Origin of the sequence: Proteus vulgaris (assembly GCF_023100685.1) — a bacterium.
Lineage (GTDB): Bacteria > Pseudomonadota > Gammaproteobacteria > Enterobacterales > Enterobacteriaceae > Proteus.
On record NZ_CP090064.1, the window covers coordinates 1,194,293 to 1,218,576 of the forward strand.

Annotated in this window: 21 protein-coding genes, 2 tRNA genes and 1 pseudogene; 18 read left to right on the forward strand and 6 right to left on the reverse strand. The window is 34.2% G+C overall.

The window, feature by feature from the left end:
• Window positions 1-300 precede the first annotated feature (300 nt).
• From ybgC to LW139_RS05690, 9 genes are all read left to right on the forward strand, one after another.
• Window positions 301-696, forward strand: a complete 396-nt coding sequence (gene ybgC / locus LW139_RS05650; RefSeq protein WP_166541040.1) for a tol-pal system-associated acyl-CoA thioesterase — start codon at window positions 301-303, stop codon at window positions 694-696.
• Window positions 696-1,382 carry a Tol-Pal system protein TolQ gene (gene tolQ, locus LW139_RS05655; protein WP_072070590.1) on the forward strand — a complete coding sequence of 229 codons (687 nt, stop codon included), beginning with the start codon at window positions 696-698 and terminating at the stop codon, window positions 1,380-1,382. The genes ybgC and tolQ overlap by 1 nt, the downstream gene beginning before the upstream one ends.
• A gap of 22 nt (window positions 1,383-1,404) precedes the next feature.
• Window positions 1,405-1,830: a colicin uptake protein TolR gene (tolR, locus tag LW139_RS05660; RefSeq protein WP_072070589.1), complete on the forward strand. Its 426-nt coding sequence runs from the start codon at window positions 1,405-1,407 to the stop codon at window positions 1,828-1,830.
• Between the two features lie 27 nt (window positions 1,831-1,857).
• Window positions 1,858-2,925 carry a cell envelope integrity protein TolA gene (gene tolA, locus LW139_RS05665; protein WP_109410026.1) on the forward strand — a complete coding sequence of 356 codons (1,068 nt, stop codon included), beginning with the start codon at window positions 1,858-1,860 and terminating at the stop codon, window positions 2,923-2,925.
• Window positions 2,926-3,067: 142 nt separating this feature from the next.
• Window positions 3,068-4,363, forward strand: a complete 1,296-nt coding sequence (tolB, locus tag LW139_RS05670) for a Tol-Pal system beta propeller repeat protein TolB (protein ID WP_023581196.1) — start codon at window positions 3,068-3,070, stop codon at window positions 4,361-4,363.
• Window positions 4,364-4,409: 46 nt separating this feature from the next.
• Entirely contained in the window at window positions 4,410-4,904 is a 495-nt protein-coding gene (gene pal / locus LW139_RS05675) for a peptidoglycan-associated lipoprotein Pal (protein ID WP_247850730.1), read from the forward strand.
• Between the two features lie 9 nt (window positions 4,905-4,913).
• Entirely contained in the window at window positions 4,914-5,681 is a 768-nt protein-coding gene (cpoB, locus tag LW139_RS05680) for a cell division protein CpoB (protein WP_227336570.1), read from the forward strand.
• 154 nt (window positions 5,682-5,835) lie between these two features.
• A tRNA-Lys gene (locus tag LW139_RS05685) sits at window positions 5,836-5,911 on the forward strand.
• A gap of 31 nt (window positions 5,912-5,942) precedes the next feature.
• Window positions 5,943-6,018: transfer RNA gene (locus LW139_RS05690), tRNA-Lys, on the forward strand.
• Between the two features lie 162 nt (window positions 6,019-6,180).
• Here LW139_RS05690 and LW139_RS05695 read toward each other — a convergent pair.
• Window positions 6,181-7,068, reverse strand: a complete 888-nt coding sequence (locus LW139_RS05695) for an aminoglycoside 6-adenylyltransferase (protein WP_166541043.1) — start codon at window positions 7,066-7,068, stop codon at window positions 6,181-6,183.
• 253 nt (window positions 7,069-7,321) lie between these two features.
• Here LW139_RS05695 and pnuC point away from each other — a divergent pair, with 253 nt between their 5' ends.
• Together pnuC and aroG are read left to right on the forward strand one after the other, a co-directional pair.
• Entirely contained in the window at window positions 7,322-8,050 is a 729-nt protein-coding gene (gene pnuC, locus LW139_RS05700; protein ID WP_109410029.1) for a nicotinamide riboside transporter PnuC, read from the forward strand.
• A gap of 245 nt (window positions 8,051-8,295) precedes the next feature.
• Entirely contained in the window at window positions 8,296-9,348 is a 1,053-nt protein-coding gene (aroG, locus tag LW139_RS05705) for a 3-deoxy-7-phosphoheptulonate synthase AroG (protein WP_088493400.1), read from the forward strand.
• Between the two features lie 78 nt (window positions 9,349-9,426).
• Here the strand turns inward: aroG and LW139_RS05710 are convergent, their stop codons facing one another.
• Complete coding sequence (locus LW139_RS05710; protein WP_166541044.1) at window positions 9,427-10,233, reverse strand: tetratricopeptide repeat protein; 807 nt, start codon at window positions 10,231-10,233, stop codon at window positions 9,427-9,429.
• 89 nt (window positions 10,234-10,322) lie between these two features.
• Between LW139_RS05710 and LW139_RS05715 the strand changes: the two are divergent.
• A pseudogene (locus LW139_RS05715) lies at window positions 10,323-10,790 on the forward strand (Hcp family type VI secretion system effector).
• A gap of 364 nt (window positions 10,791-11,154) precedes the next feature.
• Here the strand turns inward: LW139_RS05715 and LW139_RS05720 are convergent.
• The 4 genes from LW139_RS05720 to modF form a co-directional block, all read right to left on the reverse strand.
• A complete protein-coding gene (locus LW139_RS05720) occupies window positions 11,155-11,544 on the reverse strand; it encodes a hypothetical protein (RefSeq protein WP_247850731.1) in 390 nt (129 codons plus the stop codon).
• Window positions 11,545-11,564: 20 nt separating this feature from the next.
• On the reverse strand, window positions 11,565-11,705 hold the full coding sequence (locus LW139_RS05725) for a hypothetical protein (RefSeq protein WP_166541046.1): 141 nt from the start codon (window positions 11,703-11,705) through the stop codon (window positions 11,565-11,567).
• Window positions 11,706-11,984: 279 nt separating this feature from the next.
• Window positions 11,985-12,737 (reverse strand): 2,3-diphosphoglycerate-dependent phosphoglycerate mutase, encoded by a 753-nt coding sequence (gene gpmA / locus LW139_RS05730; protein ID WP_247850732.1) that lies wholly within the window; start codon window positions 12,735-12,737, stop codon window positions 11,985-11,987.
• A 389-nt stretch (window positions 12,738-13,126) separates the two neighbouring features.
• Window positions 13,127-14,593, reverse strand: coding sequence for a molybdate ABC transporter ATP-binding protein ModF (modF, locus tag LW139_RS05735; RefSeq protein ID WP_247850733.1), 1,467 nt, complete (start codon window positions 14,591-14,593; stop codon window positions 13,127-13,129).
• Window positions 14,594-14,786: 193 nt separating this feature from the next.
• On the opposite strand from modF, the gene LW139_RS05740 reads away from it, so the two are divergent.
• The 6 genes from LW139_RS05740 to LW139_RS05765 all read left to right on the forward strand — a co-directional run bounded on the left by LW139_RS05740 (window position 14,787) and on the right by LW139_RS05765 (window position 24,133).
• Window positions 14,787-16,328, forward strand: a complete 1,542-nt coding sequence (locus tag LW139_RS05740) for a ShlB/FhaC/HecB family hemolysin secretion/activation protein (protein ID WP_247850735.1) — start codon at window positions 14,787-14,789, stop codon at window positions 16,326-16,328.
• Between the two features lie 15 nt (window positions 16,329-16,343).
• Window positions 16,344-21,638: a DUF637 domain-containing protein gene (locus LW139_RS05745; RefSeq protein ID WP_247850736.1), complete on the forward strand. Its 5,295-nt coding sequence runs from the start codon at window positions 16,344-16,346 to the stop codon at window positions 21,636-21,638.
• Window positions 21,638-22,144, forward strand: a complete 507-nt coding sequence (locus LW139_RS05750) for a contact-dependent growth inhibition system immunity protein (protein ID WP_036938372.1) — start codon at window positions 21,638-21,640, stop codon at window positions 22,142-22,144. Before LW139_RS05745 ends, LW139_RS05750 begins: the two co-directional genes overlap by 1 nt.
• A gap of 592 nt (window positions 22,145-22,736) precedes the next feature.
• The gene (locus LW139_RS05755; RefSeq protein ID WP_227336583.1) at window positions 22,737-23,240 is read left to right on the forward strand and encodes a contact-dependent growth inhibition system immunity protein; all 504 of its coding nucleotides are present in this window, start codon (window positions 22,737-22,739) and stop codon (window positions 23,238-23,240) included.
• Between the two features lie 60 nt (window positions 23,241-23,300).
• Window positions 23,301-23,633: a zinc ABC transporter substrate-binding protein gene (locus tag LW139_RS05760; protein ID WP_247850737.1), complete on the forward strand. Its 333-nt coding sequence runs from the start codon at window positions 23,301-23,303 to the stop codon at window positions 23,631-23,633.
• 305 nt (window positions 23,634-23,938) lie between these two features.
• Window positions 23,939-24,133, forward strand: coding sequence for a contact-dependent growth inhibition system immunity protein (locus LW139_RS05765; RefSeq protein ID WP_227336585.1), 195 nt, complete (start codon window positions 23,939-23,941; stop codon window positions 24,131-24,133).
• Window positions 24,134-24,284: the final 151 nt, after the last annotated feature.

A 24,284-nucleotide genomic window follows, 5' to 3' on the forward strand; every position in this document is an offset into this window, starting at 1 on the left:
TGAAAAACCAGTTTTTAAACTGGTTTTTTTAGGCCATTAAAAATAATACTAATAAATAAGACAATCTATGAATTTCTAATTAGCAAGCATTTTTATGCTGTCTTAATGAAAATATTTTTTCTATTCAGAGCACAAAGCATATTGCGTGTTGCAAAGAAGAGTTTATGATTGGCGCCTGAAAACTGTGTTTTCTATTCTTTACGTTACTATGATTCCCTTAGAGCTACCTCTTAAGTATAGTTAAGTGACTTATAGCTTAATTATTTATGGACTTAACTCAGAAAATGTAAGGAAGATATTATGCAGTTTCTTTGGCCTGTTCGTGTTTATTATGAAGATACTGATGCCGGTGGTGTGGTCTATCACGCCAGCTATCTAAAATATTTTGAACGCGCCCGAACAGAACTACTCAGAGAAAAAGGTTTTCATCAGCATGATTTACGGGAGTATGATCATGTTGTATTTGTTGTACGTAAATTATCAATAGAATATATTGCACCAGCTCGACTTGATGAGCTTTTACAAGTAGAAAGTGAAATTACCACATTACGTGGTGCCTCAATGACATTTTCTCAAAAGCTTATTAATCAAGATGGTTGTGTTTTGTGTAGCGCAGATGTGCTCGTTGTCTGTGTAGATTCATTAAAAATGAAGCCTGTAGCGCTTCCTAAGTCCATTATCGCGGAGTTTAAGTAGTGGCTGATATGAATGTTATCGATCTCTTTCTAAAAGCTGGGCTTTTAGTTAAGTTGATCATGTTGATTTTAATCGGATTTTCTATTGCATCTTGGGCGATTATTATTCAGCGAACTAAAGTTCTGAATGCCGCTGATCGTGAAGCCGCAGATTTTGAAGATAAATTCTGGTCAGGTACTGACTTGGCTCGTTTATATAAAGATAGCCAAGCTCGTCGTGATGAGTTATCAGGCTCAGAGCAAATTTTTCATTCCGGTTTTAAAGAGTTTGCACGCTTACATCAAGCAAGCGTTCATGCCCCTGATGCAGTTGTAAATGGTGCATCAAGAGCAATGCGTGTCTCTTTCAATCGTGAATTAGAATCACTAGAAACTCATATTCCTTTCCTCGGTACTGTTGGTTCTATCAGCCCATATATTGGTCTATTTGGTACAGTATGGGGGATTATGCATGCATTTATTGCATTAGGTAGTGTTAAACAAGCAACATTACAAATGGTCGCACCCGGCATTGCTGAAGCGTTGATTGCAACGGCTATCGGTTTATTTGCGGCAATCCCCGCAGTTATGGCTTATAACCGGTTTACGCAGCGTGTAACTAAACTGGAACAAAGTTACGATAACTTTATGGAAGAGTTCCTGACGATTTTACATCGCCAAGCTTTTGCCTCAGCAGAAAAGAAATAGTTAACGCAGAAGGAGATAGCTGATGGCACGAGGTCGCAGTAACCGCCGAGGCGTAAAATCAGAGATTAACATTGTTCCTTTGCTTGACGTATTGTTAGTGCTTTTGCTTATTTTTATGGCAACAGCGCCTATCATTTCGCAAAGTGTTGAAGTTGATCTTCCTGAAGCAACAGATACACAAACTGTTTCAACCAGTGATAATCCTCCGGTGATTGTCGAGGTTGCAGGAATTGGGCAATATAATATTCGTGTTGATCAAGAAGTATTAGAATTATTGCCTCAAGAACAGATTATGGCTGAAGCTAAACGGCAATTGGAAAAAAATCCGAAAGTTATATTTCTGATTGGCGGTGCTAAAGATGTTCCTTATGATGAGATAATTAAAGCGCTCAACATGTTACGTCAAGCAGGTGTTAAATCTGTAGGTTTAATGACTCAGCCTATGTAATAGGTTGAAATAAGTTTGGATAATAGCGTGGGAAAGAAGACGAAGCCAATCCGAAGTAAATTGAGCCGTTCAGTTATCTTGTCTACTGCCTTGCATTTGCTTGTTATCGCATTGCTTATCTGGGGGTCATTAACTCAGAAGTGGGATTTAGGTGGTGGCGGTGGTGAAGGTGGGCAAGTTATTGATGCTATTATGGTCGATCCTAATGCTGTAGTACAACAGTATAACCAGCAAAAATCGCAACAGGCTAACGTCCAAAAAGCAGAACAAGAACGTAAAGCGCGTGCAGAGCAACAAGAAGAAGAGTTGCGTCAGCAGCAAATGAAAGAACAAGAACGTTTGAAAACGTTAGAAGTTGAACGTTTACAAGCAAAAGAGGCAGCAGAAGCTCAAAAACGTGAAGCCGCGTTAGCTGCCGCCAAAGCGAAAGAAGAACAAAAAGTGGCAGAAGAAGCGGCTGCGCAAGCGAAAGCAGAGCGTGATCGCATCTTAAAAGAACAAGCGGATGCTAAACAACAAGCTGAAGCCGAAGCAAAAAAACAAGCTGAGTTAGCCGCAAAACAAAAAGCGGAAGAGGCGAAAGCTAAAGCCGAGGCAGATGCTAAAGCAAAAGCCGAAGCTGATGCAAAAGCGAAAGCTGAAGCAGACGCTAAAGCAAAAGCAGCCGCAGAGGCAAAAGCTAAAGCGGCCGCAGAAGCTAAAGCGAAAGCCGCTGCTCAACAGCAGAGTAAAGCCGTTGATAGTTTGCTCGATGGTTTAATGGCTGATGGTAATAAACAAAGCGGTGCCTCTGCAGCAGGGCAAGGTGGTGGAAACCGCACTGGTGCAAATGGTGAAGGTGTAGATCGCTATAAAGGTCAGCTGAAAGTTGCAATAGAACAGAAGTTCATTGATCCAGAGTTATACAAAGGTAAAACTTGTGAACTAAGAATTAGTATTGCACCTGATGGGATGTTAATTAATGCGAAAATTTTAGGTGGTGACGCGGCATTATGCCAAGTGGCATTAAGAGCAGCAAATACCGCTAAATTACCTAAGCCACCAAAAGATGTTTATGAACAAGTAAAATCATCGACAATTGAGTTTAAGCCATAAAACTGTCTGATAGTAGGAAAACATACACTAATTTATAGCTATTTTAGAATGTTATTGATGTGTTGTATGGTGTTGTTGAAAAGCGTTTGTTACTATTCTGTGCGTTATTGCGTAATAACCGCAATAATAAAAGGGAGACATGATGAAGCAGGCATTAAATGTTATCTTCGGACTTTTAATTTTATGCGTAACCACTCTGGCTAACGCTGAAGTTCGAATTGAAATTACACAAGGGGTGAATACTGCACGCCCTATTGGTGTCGTTCCTTTTAAATGGGAAGGCACTGGTCAAATGCCAGAAGATATCGCTGGTGTGATTGCAGCTGATTTACGTAATAGCGGAAAATTTAATCCTATTGATGTATCACGTATACCTCAACAGCCTGTCACGGCTTCTGAAGTCCAACCTGCATTATGGACTGCATTAGGGATTGATTCTGTTGTTGTTGGACGCGTACAACCGTCAGCGGATGGCCAATATTTAGTAAGCTATCAGTTAGTTGACGTTGCTGGTTCTCCAGGCGCGGTTTTATCTCAAAGCGAGTTTAAAGTCCCATCTAAATGGCTACGTTATTCTGCTCATACGGCCAGTGATGAAGTGTTCGAAAAACTGACTGGTATTCGTGGCGCATTCCGTACACGTATTGCTTATGTTGTTGTGACTAATGGGGGCGCATATCCTTATGAATTGCGCGTTTCTGACTATGATGGATTTAACCAAGATCGTGTTTATCGTTCATCACAGCCATTAATGTCACCAGCATGGTCACCAGATGGTGCTAAACTGGCTTATGTAACTTTTGAAAGCGGTCAATCTGCTTTAGTGGTACAAACATTAGCAACAGGTGAAATTCGCCAAATTGCATCATTCCCAAGACATAATGGTGCACCTTCGTTTTCACCTGATGGCTCTAAACTTGCCTTTGCTCTTTCTAAGAGTGGTAGCTTAAATCTGTATGTTATGGATTTAGCAAGTGGGAATATGACACAGGTAACCAATGGCAGAAGCAATAATACTGAGCCAAATTGGATGCCAGATGGACAAACCTTAGTCTATACTTCAGATCAAGGTGGACGTCCACAAATATACAAAGTTAATATTAACGGTGGAACACCAGAGCGTATTACGTGGGAAGGTAAACAAAACCAAAATCCTGCAGTAAGCCCAGATGGTAGTTTCTTAGTTATGGTGAGTTCTGAAAGCGGTAGGCAACATATCGCTAAGCAGGATCTGGAAACGAATTCCGTACAATATCTAACAGATACGTTTCTGGATGAAACGCCAAGCATCGCGCCTAACGGCACAATGGTTATTTATAGCTCTACACAAGGCTTAGGCACCATTTTGCAGCTAGTATCGACTGATGGACGTTTCAAAGCGCGTCTTCCGGCGACTGATGGTCAGGTTAAATCACCTGCCTGGTCACCGTTTATGTGATGCATAAAAATTATGTATGGCAAACAAAATAAAGGAACAAATAGAGATGCAATTAAACAAAGTGTTTAAAGGGTTGATGTTAGCATTACCACTCGTTGCTGTTGCAGCATGTAGCTCAAACAAAAACGAAGATCAAACTGATACAAACAATGTACCAGTTGTTGAACAAGGTCCTACTGCTGAAGAATTAGCACGTCAGCAATTAGAACAACTGAAACAACAAAACATCGTTTACTTCGGTTTCGACAAATATGACATTAGCTCAGACTACGCTAACCTGTTAGACGCACACGCTGCATTCCTGCGTGCAAATCCATCAGTACGTATCACTGTAGAAGGTCATGCTGACGAACGCGGTACTCCAGAATACAACATCGCTCTGGGCGAACGTCGTGCTAACGCTGTGAAAATGTACCTGCAAGGTAAAGGCGTATCTGCTGATCAACTGTCAATCGTTTCTTTCGGTAAAGAAAAACCAGCTGTACTGGGTCATGACGAAGCCGCTTACGCGAAAAACCGTCGTGCAGTACTGGATTACTAAGAGAACGGCATGAACAACAGTAACTTCAGACCTTTCTTGATGAGTCTGTTGTTACTGGTTGGCGTAGCGGCTCCTGTAGCCGCTATTGCCCAAGCGCCAATCAGTAATATCGGTTCAGGTTCGACCGATGAACGACTCGCCCAACTTGAGCGTTTTTCAAATGCTCACAGCCAGCTTTTGACCCAATTACAGCAACAACTCGCTGATTCTCAGCGTGATATTGATATGTTACGTGGTCAAATTCAGGAAAATCAATACCAGTTAAATCAAGTTGTTGAACGCCAACGCAATATCTATCAACAGTTAGATGGCCTTAGTGGCGGAGCTTCAACATCAACTGAAGCCACTCAACCTGATAATACTGCTTCTTCAACACCACCTGCTGCAACTAGCTCAGGACAAGGTGATGAGAAGGCCGATTATAATGCAGCAATTGATATCGTATTGAATTCTAAAGATTACGATAAAGCAATTGTTGAATTAAACAACTTTATCAATAACTATCCAAAATCTAGCTATCAATCAAATGCACATTTTTGGTTGGGTCAGATGTATTACTTAAAAGGTAATAAGGATCAGGCAGCAAGTACATTTGCTATTGTTGTTAAAAACTATCCAAAATCTCAAAAAGCAAGTGAAGCCTTTTATAAAATTGGTTTGATCATGCAAGAGAAAGGGCAAAAGGATAATGCTAAAGCTATTTATCAACAAGTGATTAAGCAATATCCAAATAGTGCGGGCGCTAAATTAGCACAAAAGCAGCTAGCGGCACTCTAATTATTGACCCCGTAATGTAAAATGTTGCATTTTCGGGGTTAAATGATTGTTTTTTCAACGGTTGAACTTTTTTTTGAAAAAAAACGTTGCACAAAAACATTAAATCAGTATTATTACCCGCCGTTGCCACAGAGAATGTGGCAAGTTCGAAAAAGGGTCGTTAGCTCAGTCGGTAGAGCAGTTGACTTTTAATCAATTGGTCGGGCGTTCGAATCGCCCACGACCCACCATTTTCGAACACCAATCCGTTTTTATTGAAATGGGCCGTTAGCTCAGTCGGTAGAGCAGTTGACTTTTAATCAATTGGTCGGGCGTTCGAATCGCCCACGGCCCACCATTTCAAACTCCTTCCTATATATTTATCATTCCCTAAACAGTAAACAAACTCTTAGTTATTTTTCTATTTTTTGATAGTGCAATTCATTGCTTTATTAAACAATAAAGATAGTTTTCTCAAAATGAAAAAACTACCTAGTCTTAATTTGAAATGACATTCAAATCAGTAATGACAAATAATTGATGACGTGATTTGGGTGTATTCATTTTCAGTCAAAAATTCATTATCGATTAACCAATTGCTGACTAATTCTTGTGTTTTTATTGCTGTATCAATAGGGTAATTGAGGCGTTTCGATGCATCAAGAAAAAATGCCATCATAATTGAAAGTGTTGCTGCCGCTTCATAGGGAGTACTCATTGCAAGAGTACTTTCCAATGAACGCAATGAATAAAATTTAGGTAGCCATTCTTTTAAGTTTTTCCCTTGATACCACACATCTTGTGTTGGGGTATCGTGCAGTGCAACTTGTTCAAGTAATGCTATCAGCCATTCACGCATATCACTGATACGATAATTAGCAAACCAAAACTCATGGCGTAGAATGGCTATAGCGACTTGTGTCGCCTCAAACCAGAATTCTTGAGCATTGTTACATGCTTGCTCTTTTGAAAGCGTAGGAGGCGTTATAGCGCTAATTTCAGGAAGCCCGTCACATAAACTCGTTTTATCAAGTAAGATTTGATATCCACGCTGGTAAACTGGGCTAAGTCCTTCTGTTTTCATGTTAAAAATACGCTCAGGTTCAGCCATCATAATGTCCATTTTGCGACCTTGAGCTAAAACATGTAAATAAATAGGCCAAAACTTACTTTTGGGATCTTCACACTCCAACTGTAAGCTGACAAGAGCATCACCGAATTGTGATAACCAATGTTGGTTTTTTGCGAGCTCTGTCGCACCATAACCGATAAGCTCTATATCAATATCAGAATAACTGTCTATCTTTCTATTGCGTCCTAGCGATCCTGTTAGTACTACTGCCTCAATTCTAGGATCGAGGAGAGCAAAAGATAGTATGCGATCGATTAAACGTGTTGTTGGCTCCATATTTCTCTCTAATAAGTAAAATGTAATAAAGTTATTTGTCGTTTTTATTGTTTAAAAAGTAAAATTAGAATAATTTGTTTAGTATATAAAACATTTGTTTGTTATTTTTTTAAATCAGAAACATAATGTTTAATATTAAAAACTAAGTACCATTATAAATATGAATTTATAATATATCTTTACTACTTTGCAAAGATGTCGCAATAACCCATATTTTCTTTGTTTTTTTCTATGATTAAGTCGGGGTTGTAAAATGGATGTCATGAGTTGGTTTAGTATCAATAATATTTTAGTCAATATTCCACTTGGGCAAGGTGGATACCCACTTTCGTGGATTGAAGCTGTGGGCACTATAGCTGGTCTTTTGTGTATATGGCTTGCAAGTCAGGAAAAAATAATTAATTACTTATTTGGACTGATTAACGTCACTTTATTTGCCATTATTTTTTTCCAAATTCAGCTATACGCAAGCTTACTCCTTCAAATTTTCTTCTTTGCAGCTAATATTTATGGCTGGTACGCATGGAGTAGAGTAAATGATTTTGAGCAAGCGGAACTAAGAATTCGTTGGTTAAAACCAAGCCATCGTCTCTTTTTAATTGTTGTTTCAATAGCTGCTATTGTCGCTTTGACCTTTAATATTGATACTGTATTTGGTTATTTAGCTGTTGTTGCTGTTGATATACTAAATGTCTTTGGTACAAATTTAGCTACGCCAGTGCTTGAACCTGATGCTTACCCATTCTGGGATTCTACAATGACCGTCCTGTCGATTGTGGCGATGATTTTAATGACACGGAAATTAGTTGAAAACTGGCTAGTTTGGTCGGTTATCAACGTGATTAGTGTTGTTATATTTTACAAGCAAGGTGTTTATGCCATGTCTGTTGAATATATCATTTTACTGGCTATCGCTATTAACGGTTCTCGTTTGTGGATCAAAACAGCAAAACGCTCTAGCAGAAATAATTATCTCTCCTAATAAAAAAGGCTGGTAGAGTTATCTTTCTCTCCAGCCTTACTATTCATTGTTTTTATTCTTATACTTAACGCAATTTTGAATCATTATTTTGCTTAAATGCGCTATTTCCATTTTTGACGATTTTTTAGAAAAACAACTATAGGAGCTTTAAGGTGAAAGGGTGTTTACAGATAGAAAACGAATGGTTAGATTGGGAAAGCAATAATAACATTGACTAGATAACATAAAAGAGTGGATACACGGGAATGAATTATCAAAATGATGACCTTAAAATAACACAAATTAATGAACTTTTACCGCCAGTTGCTTTATTGGAAAAGTTTCCAGCAACTGATAATGCGGCTTTTACAGTTCGTCATGCCCGTGAAGCTATTCATCAAATCCTAGCAGGAAAAGATGATCGTCTATTAGTGGTAATTGGACCTTGTTCTATTCATGATCCGAAAGCTGCGTTGGAGTATGCGCAACGTTTAAGTCTCATTAGAGAAGAGCTTAAAGATAAACTTGAAATTGTTATGCGTGTTTATTTTGAAAAACCACGTACAACAGTAGGCTGGAAAGGTTTAATTAATGATCCTCATATGGATCATACCTTTGATATTAATGAAGGTTTACGTATTGCTCGTAATCTTTTATTAACCATCAACGATAGTGGCTTGCCAACAGCTGGCGAGTTTTTAGATATGATAACGCCTCAATATGTTGCTGATTTAATGAGTTGGGGTGCAATTGGTGCTCGTACTACAGAATCTCAAGTACACCGTGAGCTTTCGTCTGGTTTGTCTTGTCCTGTTGGTTTTAAAAATGGCACAGATGGAACTATTAAAGTTGCTATTGATGCAATCAATGCTGCGGGATCGCCACACTGTTTTCTTTCTGTCACTAAATGGGGTCATTCAGCCATTGTACGTACTGCAGGTAATGGTGATTGCCACATTATTTTACGTGGTGGTAAAGAACCAAATTACAGCGCTGAACATGTAGCAGCGGTAAAAGAAGGGCTTAAAAAAGCAGGTTTACCACAAAACGTGATGGTTGACTTCAGTCACGCCAATAGTTGCAAGAAATTTGAGAAACAAATGGAAGTTGGTGCTGATATTTGCCAACAAATTAGCTCAGGTGAAAAAGCATTAATCGGCGTTATGATTGAGAGTCATTTAGTGGAAGGTAGCCAGTCATTAGAAAGCAGTGAACCTTTGGTTTACGGTAAAAGTATCACCGATGCTTGTATTGGTTGGGATGATACTGAAATACTGTTACGCCAACTAGCAGATGCGGTTGTTGCTCGTCGCGGTTAACTGATATTATCTTAATATACAAACTGTAATACCGTTGATAATTAATCAACGGTATTTTTTTATGAAAAAGAAAGTAAGTTAGTCATGTATCTTTAATAGATCAAGTCTAAATTTAGCGGGTTTAAATCCAAGCTCATATGACTTTTGATACCATTCACATGCTTTTTCTTTGTCAGCAATGACACCCAATCCTTTTTCATATAAATAACCAATATTATAAATAGCTGAGGGATCATTATCTTCAGCCGCCTTTAAATAGAAGATCATTGCTTTCTGATAATCCTGATCAACTCCTAAGCCATGTTGATATGAATAAGCAATATTATTGTTTGTTTTGATATGCCCATTACTAACTGCTTTTAAATACCACTCCATTGCTTTTTCGTAGTCTTGTTTAGTACCAAGACCATCTAAATATAAAAGACCTAGATTATTCTGTGCTCTACTAAAATTCTGCTCTGCAGATTTTAAATACCATTCAATTGCTATATAGTAATTTTGTATAACACCTAAACCATCATCATACATATATCCTATATAAAACTGTGCAGTAGGATTATTTTTACTAGACGATTTTAGTAGCCACTTCATGGCCAATTCATAATCTTTAGGGAAATATAAATTTCCATTAATGTAGAAAGAACCTATTTTTGCTTGAGCCTCCGCATTCTCGTTATAAGCAGATAATAAATAAAATTTGCGGGCTTTATTTTTATCATTCTTATCAAAATAAATATCGCCTAAGTAAAGCTGATAATGTGAAAGGCTTTGTTTAAATAGAGAGGGAGAAGGATTATTTATTTTATCCTCCTTAAACGGAAATAAAACAAACATTATTATAAACATAATAATAATAAATAGAATGGTAACTATTTTTAATTTCATATTAATATCCCTATTCTTTATTTGATTTTTAATGTTTTATTATAGTAGTATATTTAAGGTTATTATAATTAAAGGATTAAAAAATTAAAATGGGAAACTTAATTTATTTAATAATTGAAGGGAAACAACAAGGATTAATTTCAAGAGGATGTGGAACAATTGACTCTATTGGGAATAAATGCCAAGAAGGAAAGGAAGATGAAATTATTATTATTGAATATAGTAGCACGATAACAAGAAATTAAAATGTATCCCATCATCCAATAGAGTTTATTAAAAATATTGATAAATCATCACCTTTGTTATTAGTTGCCATTTCTAATAATGAAGTTCTTAAATTAACCTTTGATTTTTATAGAACTTCACAGCACGGTAAAAATGAAAAATATTATACTATCGTATTAAATCAAGCTTCTATTGTCGATTATTCTACTCGTTACCCACATAGTATAGATAGTAATAGTTCCCAACCGGAAGAGTCTGTTCTTGTGCAATATAGGGACATAACTTGTAGTCACCATATTGCAGGAACATCAGGATATAGTATCGCAGATTAATTATTTTTTGAATTTAATAAAGTAACATAAGCTTGTAAAAGCTCGTATGTATCATGCGAGTTTTTATTCTCTATTATATTTAGAATAGGGCTAATATCCTCTTCAAAAAAAAGATAAGTTAGAGATAGTTGCTTATTATCTAATCTATAATATAACTCCGGGCTAAGAGCACGTAATCGTCTAGATGCTCTATCTAATTTTTCTATAAAACCATAAGAGCTCACTAAAACAACTGTAATATCTATCCATCCTTTTGATAATTTTTTTTTGTTTTTTAAACTTGCTTTCGATTTAAATATGTTTAATCTTAAAATTGCACTTCTGGTAATTAGATAAATAATTATGGATAATAGTAATTTTCTTACTACGGTATTTCTATAAAGGATGGTACTTCGTTAAATCCATTATAGTATGCAAGTTCATTAACTTTATATTTTGTTGCACCTGTATCAATGGATAATTCTCTTGTATTTAGTATTTTATTTAATTCATTTTTTTGTTGTTCGTCTAAATTTTCATAAATATACTCACCAATAATAGTTCCTGCAATATTTACAACTTCAGAAGGATTTTTAGCATAAACTAAAAGATGTATTGCTTCGACATCTCTATCAAAAACGAGATTTTTTGAGGGAGGTGCTCGTAATAAATGGTGATAAAGATAAACATCAGATAATCTATCTAGACCTAGTGCTGTTGTTTCAATTAGGCCGAGAGTACCTGATACGGCTTGATCTGAAATAGCCTCAGCCATTTCTTCTAATGATTTATTTTTTAGATTTTCATACCCTTTTCTGAGTGAGCGAGATAGTGCTGCCTTTCTGTATAAAAAGGTTGTTCATGAAGTTCTAAAATTCGCCCTTCTGGAGAACAATACCACCAAGCTCCATAAGAGTTATAATTACACTCAGACATAAAATATCCCTATTTTAATATGCGTTTGTTATAAGCGTTTTATATTTATAAATAATTAAATGACTTAAAATCCAATGGTGACAATATATTAAATATTTAATAACTGTAAGTGATAATTTAATATTTTTTAATTAAGGCTATCGAGTTAAATATTATATTTTTTATATAAAATAAAAAATAATATGAAAAAATTGAAATTTAGAAATTTAATATAAAAAAATACCGCTATTTCTAGCGGTATTTATCATATAAACCTAAATTAATAGATTTAAAGCAAAATTACTTCGCTTTACCTTGGTTAGCAACAGCGGCTGCTTTTGCTGCGATTTCGTCAGCATTACCTAAGTAGTAACGTTTGATTGGTTTCATGTTTTCATCAAATTCGTAAACTAAAGGTACAGCTGTTGGGATATTCAGCTCAAGAATTTCGTCTTCGCTCATGTTGTCTAGGTATTTAACCAGAGCACGCAGTGAGTTACCGTGAGCTGCAATAATAACTTTCTCACCAGAAGCAACACGTGGTTTGATAACTTCTTCCCAGTATGGTGTTACACGGTCGATAGTTAATGCTAGACTTTCTGTTAATGGCAGTTCTGCCGCAGTTAAAGATGCATAACGAGGATCTTTACCTGGGAAACGTTCATCGTCTTTAGTTAATTCTGGTGGAGTGATAGCAAAACCACGACGCCATTGTTTAACTTGCTCGTCACCGTATTTTTCAGCAGTTTCAGCTTTGTTTAAGCCTTGCAGAGCACCGTAATGACGTTCGTTTAATTTCCAGCATTTTTCAACTGGCAGCCATTGTTGATCAACTTGATCAAGAATGTTCCACAGGGTGTGAATTGCGCGTTTCAGAACAGAAGTATATGCATAGTCAAAAACGAAACCTTCAGCGTTCAGCAGTTTACCTGCTTCTTGCGCTTCATTACGGCCTTTTTCGGACAGCTCAACGTCAGTCCAGCCTGTAAAACGGTTTTCTTTGTTCCATACACTTTCACCGTGTCGAACTAGCACAAGCTTAGTTACTGCCATAGTTTAGACTCCTATAATTACTTTCTTAATATAAGTTTAAAATTAGCACTTCAATCATTATATGGATCATCGACAAGAACGCCAAACATAAGTGACAAAACAAGGGGGATTAAGTCAAAAATGTCGTTTGTTCGATGAATTATTGCACAGTTGTCACACCTTTTGCTTAATCGTTCAAGCTATTAATCTAGCGGGATCGGCGTAAAAAAACAAAATATCCGTTTTGTATAAAAAATAGACGAAAATAGCGCCTGTAAAAACGACACATTCTTTATTTATTATTGTTCAAATAATAAGCAAGAAAATGTCGATTTAAATAAAAATTCAGACCTAAGTTTAGCGTTAATTTCTAAAATCATTGCCCTGATTATGACAGTAAAAATCAACATTTAACAAATTTCTTGCTGGTAACGATAAATTTCGCCTTCTTTAATAAAAGTCAATCGATGAGTAATACACGATGGCGCATCTTCTTGATGGTGGCTCACAAACAAAAGTTGCGTATTACTGTGGCTTATCATGATATCAATAAAACGCTGTACTAAGAGCCGGTTCGTTGTGTCTAATCCTTGCAATGGCTCATCAAGAATAAGTAAGGTAGGGTGTTTAACTAATGCTCTAACAATTAACACTAAGCGTTGCTGACCCCAAGATAAGGCATGAAATGGATGATTAGCATGTGCAGTTAAACCAATTAACGCTAACCATTCATCAGCAAGTTTTAGCTGTTTATCTGTAATCGCTTGATAAATGCCAATAGAGTCATGGAAACCTGAAATAATGACATTTTTTACCGTTGAAGAAACACGGTAACTCTGATGTAAGGCATTACTGACATAACCAATATGGCGTTTAATTTCCCATACTGTTTCACCACTTCCTCTTTTACGACCAAATAGCGTTAAGTCATTGCTGTAGCCTTGAGGGTGATCGCCCGTAATTAAACTTAATAATGTCGATTTTCCTGCACCATTAGGGCCTAAAATCTGCCAATGTTGCTGAGGTTTTACCTCCCAGCTTAAATGGTGAAGAACAGGTTTATCGTTATAGCTCACTACTCCATCTTTTAGCACGATAGGGGAAAGTGTCGGTGATAATTGAGGAATGGCATCAGGCGAATCTTGTTCAGGTAATGTGAGATTTTCAAGAGTTTCACTGTGAGATAATTGCCCAATAACAGAGTCAGATAAAACCTGTTCTTTCTCACCGTTGGCGACTAGTTCGCAATTAATGAGTAGACCTGCATACTGAATAAAATCAGGAATATCATTAAAACGATTTAGAATGAGTACGATAGTCAGATTTTGTTGATGTAATAGTGTTAACAATTCATTTAAAGCACGGCGAGAATCAACATCTAACCCATCAAAAGGCTCATCTAAAATGATTAAATCAGGTTTATTCATTAAAAGTTGAATAAGCAATATTTTTCGAGATTCACCTGTAGATAGATATTTAAAACGTCTTGATAAAAGGTATTCAACACCAAATTGCTTTGCTAATAAAAAGCATCTGTCATCATCTTTTACCTGCATTTGAATAACTTGAGTAACAGTTAAGCCAGTATCTTCTTCACCTTCACTTAATAAATCTGTGTTATTCCGACGCCACTCTTCTTCAATCATTTTTTGCAGTTTTTCAAAAGAGAGACTAATTGGACGAGAAAATGTGCTGATAAATTCACCAGAGAGCAAAATACCTTCTTGGCATAATGCATTTGCTAAGGCGGTTTTGCCGCTTCCATTACTGCCTACAAATGCCCAACTCTCACCTTCATTTATGGCTAAATTGTCAATTTGTAAACAAAGTTTATCGCTTAAGCGGAATTGTGTTTTGTTGAGTTGTAAGTGTTTCATTATTATTAGCCTTATTTTTTTAATGTAAGCTAAGTGCAAGTTAAGTATCTAGCAATATAGGGTTAATAGAAACTTGTCAATATTTGCTGAAAGAACTTTTTCCAAAAGTCTTATACACCTACTATTTAATGATAACCTTTAAAATGCGTTTCCTATGTAAATATATAAACATCTCTTTAAGGATGACTTATATATGCATAAATTTAAAAAAATAAACTTATTCTTCTTTATATTTTTACTCGTTAGCAAAAATAGTTTTTCTTTGAATGATGAAAATGTAAATAATAAATGCTTTCTTATTAATAAAGTTGATATTACAGAAAATACTTTATTAGATTATAGACAGAAATCTAAAGTAATTTCACCGTATCTACAACAATGTCTAACATTAAATGATATGCATGAGGTCGCTAAATCAATTACTAATAATTATATTGAAAAAGGTTATGTTACCTCACAAGCTATTATTCCAGAGCAAGATCTTTCTAATCATAAGTTAGTAATAAAGATTATTGAAGGTAGAATAAAAGATATTTCTATCAATGGTGTTTCATCTAGATTAATTGATATTATTTTTCCTTCCTTTAAAGAAAAAATTTTAAATCTACGAGATTTAGAACATGGATTAGAACAGCTTAATCGATTAACAACAACGCAATATACATTGGATATTCAACCAAGCGATAGTGTGGGATATTCATCTGTAACCATTAATCGAAAAGCTAAAAAACTTCCTTTAAAGAATCGATTAACAATTGATAATTCGGGAACAGAAACAACAGGAAAGATCTTACTTACTAATACAACAACAATAGATTCTTTGTTTGGCTTGGGTGAGCAGTGGATTTTTTCACTAAAAACAAATACAGATTTCCCTCATGCTCACTATTCTCGTGCTTATACTGCAAGTGTTAATATCCCTTATGGTTATTGGTTTTATCAATACCAGTTATCTGATAGTAGTTCATCTTATTCCTTCCAAAATAATCACAAATATATTTATAAAAACAAAAATAAAGATCAGCAATTTGATATTAGTCGTTTAGTCTATCGAGATAATAAACAACGAGTAACACTAAAGGGAACGTTAAAGCATAAGAAAGCAAAAACGCAGTTAGCACAACAAAAATTATTAATAAATAGTCCCACATTGACTTCTTTATCATTTAGCCCTGAATATACTTTAAGTTTACATAATGGATATTTAATCATTAATCCAACTGCTGAGTTTGGGATCTCTCTTTTTGGCGCGACACCTGATTATATTGCTGACAATTCACCTCGTAGTCATTATCGAAAACTAAGTTTAAATTTAAGCTATCAATATTTATTCACTGATCAGTTTTCCTATCTTACTTCATTTCATAGTCAATATACGCCTGATAATCTTTATGGTTCGGAAAAAATAGCAATAGATGGAATAAAAGCTGTTCGTGGATATAAAGAAATAAATTTTAATGCTAATAGTGGGTTTTATTGGCGCAATGAAATAAATATATCACCAATAACTTCGTTTTTAAGTAAATGGAATTTTATTTTTGCACTTGATTATGGTGTCGCCCATTCAGATCAATATGAAACAGAAAAGAATAAAATAATTGGAAGTGCAATAGGTGCTTCTTTTTATCATTCCACTTTTTCTTCTCAAATTTTAATTAATAAACCTGTGTTTTATCCCAAATCATTAAAGCCAGATTGCTGGTCTTTATATTGGTCCATTTCTCTTGCTATTTAAATGTTAGGAGTTTTTATGTGTGAAAAGGATATTTCTTGGAAACAACGTTTAATAAGTTATAGCATAGCTTATGTAATTGCTATTTATCCATTACATCCAGCTTGGAGTTTAGCAATTACGCCCTCCGATAAAACGATTAAAGTCAATCAGCAAAATACTGTTCCTATTATTAATATTTCAACACCTAATGATCTTGGTATTTCTCATAATAAGTTTCATTCGTTCAATGTTAGCAAGCAAGGTGTTGTAATTAATAATGCGACAACTTCTGTTAATACACAATTAGCCAAACAAGTGAATGCCAATACTAATTTAAAAGGAAGTGCTGCTCATTTAATTATTAATGAAGTGGTAGGAAATGGGCGCTCACAATTACAAGGAAAATTAGAAGTTGCGGGAGAACAAGCGAAAGTTGTTATTGCTAATCCAAATGGTATTACGTGTGATGGTTGTTCGTTTATAAATACCCCAGCAATTACGCTCACAACAGGAAAACCTCTTTTTAATCCTCAAGGCGCCTATTCGGCAATAGAAGTGAAAAAAGGCGGTGTTGTTATTGGCACGCAAGGTATAGATCTCCAAGCTCAGGATTATGCCGACATTATCAGCCGTAGTATTGAGTTAAATGGAAAATTTAACGCTAAAAACCTTTCTTTAATGCAAGGAAATAACCGTATCGATTTTGATAAAGGTACAGTAAATAGCATTAATGGTGAAGGTGTTAAACCCATACTTTCTATTGATACTAAAGCGCTAGGTGGAATGTATGCCAATCAAATCCGTCTAGTCAGTACAGAAAAAGGTATTGGTGTTAATTTAAGTAATATTCAGACAAATCAAAACAGTGTGAATATAACTGTTGATGGAAAAATTACCTTTAATGGCAATATTCAATCTGAGCGAGATATTAATGTTAGTAGTAAAGAACTACAAATTAATAGTAATACAAAGTTAAAAGCAAAAAGAGATATTACTTTAGCAACTAATACGCTGATTAATCATAGTGAAGTTATCTCAGAGAAAGATATGCGTTTATTCGCAGATAAACTCACGAATAAAGGCGAAAAAGCGATTATTCAAGCGAAAGATAATTTATGGATACAGAAAAATGCGCAGGGTGACCCAAGCACTTTAATTGAAAATCAATCAGCCACGATAAAAACAGAAAAGGGTGATTTGATTATTAGAACTAAGAAATTGGTTAATACATCTTTAAATGAATTACCAACTTTTTTAAATGTCGAAGCAAACTCTACTGCTAGAAAAAGTTTTGTTGCATCATATTGGGGAAATAGCCAAGGCGTTGTTTCTATAAATACATATTATCCTGTGTTGGAAAATTTTCCATATGAAAAATGGTTTGGTTACCTAGATTTAACAAGTACAGATATTATTAATACAGAAAGATATAAATATAATTATAGTGATTTTATAGGACATATTGATTCAGGAAAAAACATTTACATTAATGCTAATGAATTGATTAATAACCTAGGTGTGATACATAGTAATGAAAATACTATTTTGACAGGAAGTAATGCTGTTATTTCAAATTTAATGCCTGGAGAGTTAAATTTATGGTATAGGTATAAGACTTCATATAAAGATCTCGGTGTATATGTAGATGAAGAGGATGACGATGGTAATTATGATATTCTTTATGTAAGGGAGCCGTTGAAATTTGAACTACTTAATAAGTTTTATTCTTGGTCACCTGATAGAAAAAGTTTTTCTACGATATTATCGAAAGGTAATTTGGTTTTAGATTTTAAAAATAGTATCAATATAGAAGCAAATCCCCCATCTAAGTATTTACCAATAAAAAAATCAATAAACAAGTTACACTCAGGTTATAATTTTTTAGCTAATAACATATTGATTAATTCTAATTCTATTAATATATCGTCAAATATAAATTCAAATAATGAACTATCTGTTATCTCTAGTGGAGATATTATTGTAAAAGATTCACACCTCTCATCTAAAAAATCATTAAGCTTAATTTCAAATAAAAATATAGAGCTTAACCAAGTAGATCTAACAGCAAAAGACGGTGTTGTTCTTGCTAAGAATGGAAACATTGATTATACATTAAATCCCATTTCTGCATTTAATGAAAATAATGTTCTAACTCCACCGGCTATTAATGTCTCTGATTCTATTTTATTTCAATCTGGAAAAGATATAACTTTTAATAATATTGAAATTAATAATGCTAACTTCTTAAGCTTAATTTCACAAGGTGATATAAAAATTCAGAGAAATGAATCGGAACTTTTTAAGATATTACCATATTTTCATTTGTATAATAAAGAGTCTGCATTATCAAAAACGGAAAGCTGGAAAACGCGAGGTGATATTACATTTACGGCTGGTAAAGATATTATTAGTCAAGGAATAAAATATCACAGCGATAAAGCTATAACCTTTAATGCCGGGCAGGATATTTTCCTTGCCTCAAAATCAATAAAAGAAGCCGATCCTTTCTTTAGTGATACTTATTATCCTCAATTACAATCTAAGTTATTTTCAGATGATAACCTTATCTTAAATGCAGCGCGTGATGTTGATTTAAGTTCAACAGTATTAAATTCAAAAGATAAAGTCATTGTATTAGCTGGTAGGAATATAAAGCTGGGTGCAAATGCTTATTCCGCCATCAAAGATCCCCACGAAGATTCTCAAGATATTCAGTATAGCACATCGGCTATTACAGGAAATAAAGGCATTTCTATTGCGTCATCAGGTACGTTAATAACAGAAGGTAGCTCACTCAAATCAGACGGTAACATTACGATATCCAGTGGTGGTAATATTCAATTAGGATCGGTAAAAACATATTTTCGTAAAGAGTCGGGTTCTAAGTTAGAAGAACTTCGCAAACAAGTCAGTACTGAAATTAATAGTGGTAATAATTTAACTCTATTATCTGAAGGCAGTATTTTATTTCAGGCATCAAAATTGATTGCCAATAAAGAGATAGATATTGCTGCTAAAGGTGGATTTCTTTACGCACAAGCGATGGAGGAATCGAGTTATTACGAAGAGGAGAAGAAAAAATGTAATCCGTGGACTTTATGTACTACCAAAAAGAAATACACGAAAAAACGTCATAATACAAATAATAAAGTTACCGAGTTTATCGCTAATGGCGATATTAATTTATTTGCTAAAGATGATATTACCTTAGAAGCGAGCAAACTAGAAACAGCGAAGAATGCAAAATTAACCAGTAAAACAGGAAAAGTTAATTTTAAAGCAGTTAAAAATACAGCATTTAAGCAAGTTATTACTAATTCAAAAGATATTTATATTACTCAGCGCAATCAGGGTTATATCAAAGAGAGTTGGGCATTACCAACACTTTATATTGGTGGAAAACTGACTATTGATGCGCCTAAAGGAATATCTGCTGATATTAAAGTTCAAAAAGGACAATCACTAGAACAAGCATTAACAGTTTTAAGTAACACTCCAGAATATGCATGGCTTAAAGATCTTCAACATCATCAAAACGTCAATTGGAATTTAGTTAAGGATACCTATTCTGATTGGGATGATAAAACAAAACAATTAAATCCTGTTGTTGGTGCGGTTATCGCTATTGCAGTGGGAGTTGCCACTTACGGTACAGCAACCGCGGCAACTATTGGTGGAATGGCAAGTAAAGCAACCATTGCGGCGGGTGCTTCAGCAAGCGTGGCTTCAACGGCATCGGTTGCAGCACAAGCAGGTTTTGCCTCTTTAGTTTCGCAAGCGGCGGTCTCTTTAGCTGAAAACCAAGGCAACATCTCTAAAACACTTGAATCACTGGGGCGTAGCGACACGGTCAAGTCTGTGGTGACGAGTATGGTGGTTGCAGGGGCACTTCAGGGTCTTGACCAATTTATGGGTTGGGATCAGGCAATCCAAGGTGGAACATTACCTTCAACAGGCAAGTTACTTGCGACCGATAGCGCAACATGGAATCAAGTTGCACAACGCGTTGCCTCTCATTCAGTTGTCAGTTCAACATTGGGCACTGCCATTCAAGGTGGCAGTTTTATTGATAATTTTAAAACCGCGCTATTAAGCAATATCGGTAGTCAGCTTCATGCCGAAGGTGCCAATTTAATTGGTGATAATGGCGCGGTATTAGGTCATGCAGGAAAGGTTTTAAGCCATGCAACATTATCTGGTTTATCTGCCCAAATTAGTGGAGGAAATATTAATGGTGCAGTTATAGGTAGCTTAGCTGCTGAAATTGCGGCTATTTCATTGGGTGATAACACTATTAAGGCTGAGGAATGGCAGAGAAAATCAGAATCACAAGCGCAATTTGTTAGATTATTTGGTGGTATTGCCGGCGGTGTTTTTACTGGTGAGCCAGGTGGTGTATATAGTGGTGCTAGTTCAGCTGAGAATATATTCCGTTTCAACCATTTATTTCATGATATTTCGATGGATTTCGATCGAGAAATACATAAATGTGGGTCTAATGCTGAATGCCTATCAAAGATAATCGACAAATATACAGTTTTTAGCAATGAAAATAGTTTAAAACTAGATGTTGAATTAAATACTAATCCGTTAGCAGTTATAGAGATCAAGAAAAAAAGAATTGAAAATGCACTTGAATTAACTAAAAGACCATATTGGGCTAGCTATCTTGGTGCTGATACAATGCAAACTGAGATAGCTAAACAATATGTTCAATATTGGAATTCGCAAGATTTAGATAAAATAGATGTAAACACTCCTTCTTGGTTAAAGTTTTCATCGTGGATCTCAGAGCCAGATAACCAGTTTTTTCTTGTTAGTGCTGGTTTTTTAGTTAAAGAATTAAGCGATTTTGCTATTAGATATTTTGGTAGAAATTCAGCAAGTAAAACAATTTCTGCTTCTGAAATTGGTATGAAATGGTCTTCTGGGGGAGGAAATATAAATACACAAGGAATGTCATGGGAAAACTCTATTGCGAAAAGCTTACCTGTTCACACTAGGTTGCCAAAAAATTTTAAAACATTTGATTTTTATATTGCTAAAGATAAAGTAGCAATAAGTGCAAAAAGCCTAGATACTCAAACGATGAGTAAACTTAATCGACCAAAACAAATTTATAATACAATTAAAGGTAATATAGATGATGCTGCAAAATTTGAAGGTTATAGATTGTCAGGAGTTAATTTACATTCAGAAATGATAGCAAAACGAGAAATTTGGCTTGCTGTACCACAATCGACAACAAAGGCCCAATGGATTGAAATTAATCGTGCGGTAGCTTATGGAGAAAGTATGAATATTGAAGTAAAAATAACGCAGGTAAAATGATGACGTTTATTAACGATAATGAGTATTGTGCTTTGATAGTAATGACAGATAAATTTTTTTGCTTAAATACGGAATCTGGCTATGGGCTAATGACACTCGATCCTAATTTTTCATCAATTATACTTTCTTTAACATGTTCAAATAAGGAGCTTGGCGAAAGTTTAATTAAAGTTTTAGAGAATAGTCGAACTCAGCTCAAAGATGAGGAATATGACAAACTCTTTAAAAAGGAAAATATAAAAAAAAACTGGGATTCATGGCTAGAATTATTACAGTATAAATATAACTATCGCTCAAAACGTCAACTTTTAGCTAATATGCTAAATTGTTCTGTTTATCTTTCTAATAACAAAATATTAATTTCACCTTCTCACCATTCAAGTCTTGAAGGATGGGAAGGAATAGGGGCATCCCATAAGGTTATTTTATCGCTAGATAGCTCATCTGATGAGATAGGTTTGGGTATTCGGCTTGCATTTAGTCGGTGTACTACGAAGAGATTTTAACTTAATGAAAGTGAGTATTTTTGTATAATTGAAATATAATATATATGTGAATTATTAGGCAATAAATAATTAAATGTTTTTAATTTGATTTTTTAATTGAATTGATAGGGATTTTTCTTTTTTGAGTTTTTAATGAATTATATGAGTACCGCCCAGTAGGGTATGAAGGAGAAAATAAAATTGGTGATTATTTTCGTTTTATTGTCCCTAGTATTTATGCTTCGATTGAAGATATTCCTGAAGATTTAAGAAAATATGTTGTAGTCTCTGATAATATTGATTTTACTAAAGATAGATTACTCGATAATAATAAGATTAATGATTATTTTACTCGTATGTACTCAAAATAATTTTAGTTACTAAATTTTAATGAGAAAATTATTTAATCCAAAAACTATTGCTTAATATGACAATTAGGTGATGGTTTTTTATTTAACGATAATTATCTAAGTTGTTTATAAAAAGGGAAGTAAAGATGATTATAAATTACTGAATGACAGAAATTAATCAATGGAAAATAATTAACAATTCTATCAAAAATGCATCTTCAAAGAATATTAGGTTTAATATTACTGTAATTGAGGAATAGTTAATGATTATATCGAAGGGCTATAATTTATATACAGATATTTACTTTAATTATGATTACTATATTATAGTAACTATCTCGGGGTACTATATCCACTTTATGGATTTGAAAAATGGATATAACGTTTTATCTAAGAATATCACTGATGATAAGTTAGGTTATTATTCAAAAATTTCTTTAAGTAATAGTAGAAAAATAGAAAGTAACTCACAAGAATTTAATGAGATGTATAATGATAAAAAATATTATTCAGAGTGGGTAAAAAAAATAATTAAAGAATATAGTTATAAAAATAAAACAGCTCTATTTGAAAATATGAACTTATGTGGTTTAAGCTTTATAGGTAATGAAATTATTAAGCCTCAAAACCATTTACGTATGGATCATTGGGTCGGCGAGGGAATACCTGATAGTGCAATTATTACATTAAAAAGCAATTGTAGTGATGAGGTTTTAGGTGCCTCAATAAAAGAGGCGTTTACGCGTTGTATTAGTCGGAAATTATAATTTTTTAGGATTAAAATCATAATAATTTATATTGCTTCTGTATTAAGGAGTTAAGTGTTAATGACTAAAAATGAAATATACATAGATATGATGTATTGGATTTTACCCCAATTAAGAAATATTCAATCTAGAGGAGTGATAGCAAAAGCAAAAGATAAATCTTGTTATTATGAATTACAGTTAATTCATAATTTACCTAAAAAAATACTTAATCAAGATTTTGATAAAAGTGATATTTCATTTTTAAATTTTCAAGCTAAAACATATACTGAGAAATGTAGTTCAAAAATAAGTATATTGTATGATGGCAATGTAAAGTATATAAAAATGTTATTTGATTTGGTTCCTAATGAATTACGTAACCAATTACGATGGGATGGACCTGTTATCTAGAATTTTTTATAATGTTATTCATAAATTAAAGGGGAAAGATGATAGATTCTAACTTTAAAATCGACTTTGTAAGTAACAATAAATATGAGAATATTACTATCGAAATTTCATGAAAAAATAAATACTTTGTCAATTAAATAAAGATAGTGGAATCGATAAAATAGAAATTGAATTTTTAATGATAGCCGATTTTTAAGTGAAGATGTAAAGTATAAATTTACTTTAGATGATTTTATGACTATTTTGAATAGTATCAAATTAGATTTAACTAATGCTTAATATTAATCCATCTTCTATTTTAGAATATGAGCCTATGCGGTTTAAGTATTGTAGGTAATGAAATTATTATTAAGCCTCAAAACCATTTACGTATGGATCATTGGGTCGGCGAGGGAATACCTGATAGTGCAATTATTACGTTAAAAAGCAATTGTAATGATGAGGTTTTAGGTGCCTCAATAAAAGAAGCTTTTATGCGTTGTATTAGTCGTAAAATTTAAATGGATACTAAATAAAATTACCTTATGCTAATTATGGGTAAGGTGATTTTTTTATTATATGAATTTTTCTATGAAAAATAATCAATTAATAAATGATTTACACGCTATATATCCAGAGTTTCCTATAAATAAAATAAAGGGGTATTCTGAT

Coding starts and splice junctions, on each gene's coding strand:
- gpmA (WP_247850732.1), bottom strand. CDS start 12,737: ATGGCAGTAACTAAGCTTGTGCTAGTTCGACACGGTGAAAGTGTATGG.
- modF (WP_247850733.1), bottom strand. CDS start 14,593: ATGAAACACTTACAACTCAACAAAACACAATTCCGCTTAAGCGATAAA.
- aroG (WP_088493400.1), top strand. CDS start 8,296: ATGAATTATCAAAATGATGACCTTAAAATAACACAAATTAATGAACTT.
- LW139_RS05710 (WP_166541044.1), bottom strand. CDS start 10,233: ATGAAATTAAAAATAGTTACCATTCTATTTATTATTATTATGTTTATA.
- tolR (WP_072070589.1), top strand. CDS start 1,405: ATGGCACGAGGTCGCAGTAACCGCCGAGGCGTAAAATCAGAGATTAAC.
- cpoB (WP_227336570.1), top strand. CDS start 4,914: ATGAACAACAGTAACTTCAGACCTTTCTTGATGAGTCTGTTGTTACTG.
- LW139_RS05720 (WP_247850731.1), bottom strand. CDS start 11,544: ATGGCTGAGGCTATTTCAGATCAAGCCGTATCAGGTACTCTCGGCCTA.
- LW139_RS05740 (WP_247850735.1), top strand. CDS start 14,787: ATGCATAAATTTAAAAAAATAAACTTATTCTTCTTTATATTTTTACTC.
- LW139_RS05725 (WP_166541046.1), bottom strand. CDS start 11,705: ATGTCTGAGTGTAATTATAACTCTTATGGAGCTTGGTGGTATTGTTCT.
- LW139_RS05695 (WP_166541043.1), bottom strand. CDS start 7,068: ATGGAGCCAACAACACGTTTAATCGATCGCATACTATCTTTTGCTCTC.
- LW139_RS05750 (WP_036938372.1), top strand. CDS start 21,638: ATGACGTTTATTAACGATAATGAGTATTGTGCTTTGATAGTAATGACA.
- tolB (WP_023581196.1), top strand. CDS start 3,068: ATGAAGCAGGCATTAAATGTTATCTTCGGACTTTTAATTTTATGCGTA.
- LW139_RS05760 (WP_247850737.1), top strand. CDS start 23,301: ATGACTAAAAATGAAATATACATAGATATGATGTATTGGATTTTACCC.
- pnuC (WP_109410029.1), top strand. CDS start 7,322: ATGGATGTCATGAGTTGGTTTAGTATCAATAATATTTTAGTCAATATT.
- LW139_RS05745 (WP_247850736.1), top strand. CDS start 16,344: ATGTGTGAAAAGGATATTTCTTGGAAACAACGTTTAATAAGTTATAGC.
- pal (WP_247850730.1), top strand. CDS start 4,410: ATGCAATTAAACAAAGTGTTTAAAGGGTTGATGTTAGCATTACCACTC.
- ybgC (WP_166541040.1), top strand. CDS start 301: ATGCAGTTTCTTTGGCCTGTTCGTGTTTATTATGAAGATACTGATGCC.
- LW139_RS05755 (WP_227336583.1), top strand. CDS start 22,737: ATGATTATATCGAAGGGCTATAATTTATATACAGATATTTACTTTAAT.
- LW139_RS05765 (WP_227336585.1), top strand. CDS start 23,939: ATGAGCCTATGCGGTTTAAGTATTGTAGGTAATGAAATTATTATTAAG.